The organism is Cupriavidus sp. 05T313 (assembly GCF_056396665.1).
In genome coordinates, this window is sequence record NZ_JBFTLX010000633.1 from 1 (window position 1) to 449 (window position 449).

1 pseudogene is annotated in these 449 nt (G+C 65.6%); it reads right to left on the reverse strand.

From position 1 onward, the window contains the following. Positions 1-185: 185 nt before the first annotated feature. Positions 186-449: pseudogene (locus AC1DKD_RS42115) on the reverse strand (MerR family transcriptional regulator); the annotation flags it as partial.

Genomic DNA, 449 nt, shown 5'->3' on the forward strand with positions numbered 1-449 from the left:
CGCCCACCCCGTACACCACTGGCCCGGCGATTCGGCCAAGTCCGCGGCCGGCCTGTTCGATGACCTGCTGTTCAACCTGATGGCCGCAGGATCCGGGCTGCACAGCCGCGCCCGCTAGGACCACGTTCCAACGAATAAGGGCCACCCTCCGTCAGGAGGGTGGCCCTTACTTCTGGAACTCTGTGTCAGCTGATTTTCCGCGCTGCCCGCCGCTTRCTCAGTTCGTCGTCCGGAAAGGACTGCTCGGCGGCGTGCTCGCTGGGCAGCGAGGCAAGGCTTCCTTCGACCTCGCGCCATACGCGTCCCACGGCGATGCCGAAGACGCCCTGGCCACCCTGCACCAGGTCAATGACCTCGTCAGCAGAGGTGCATTCGTAAACGCTGGCGCCGTCGCTCATGAGCGTGATCTGGGCCAGGTCCTCAACTCCACGCTCCCGCAGGTGCTCCAC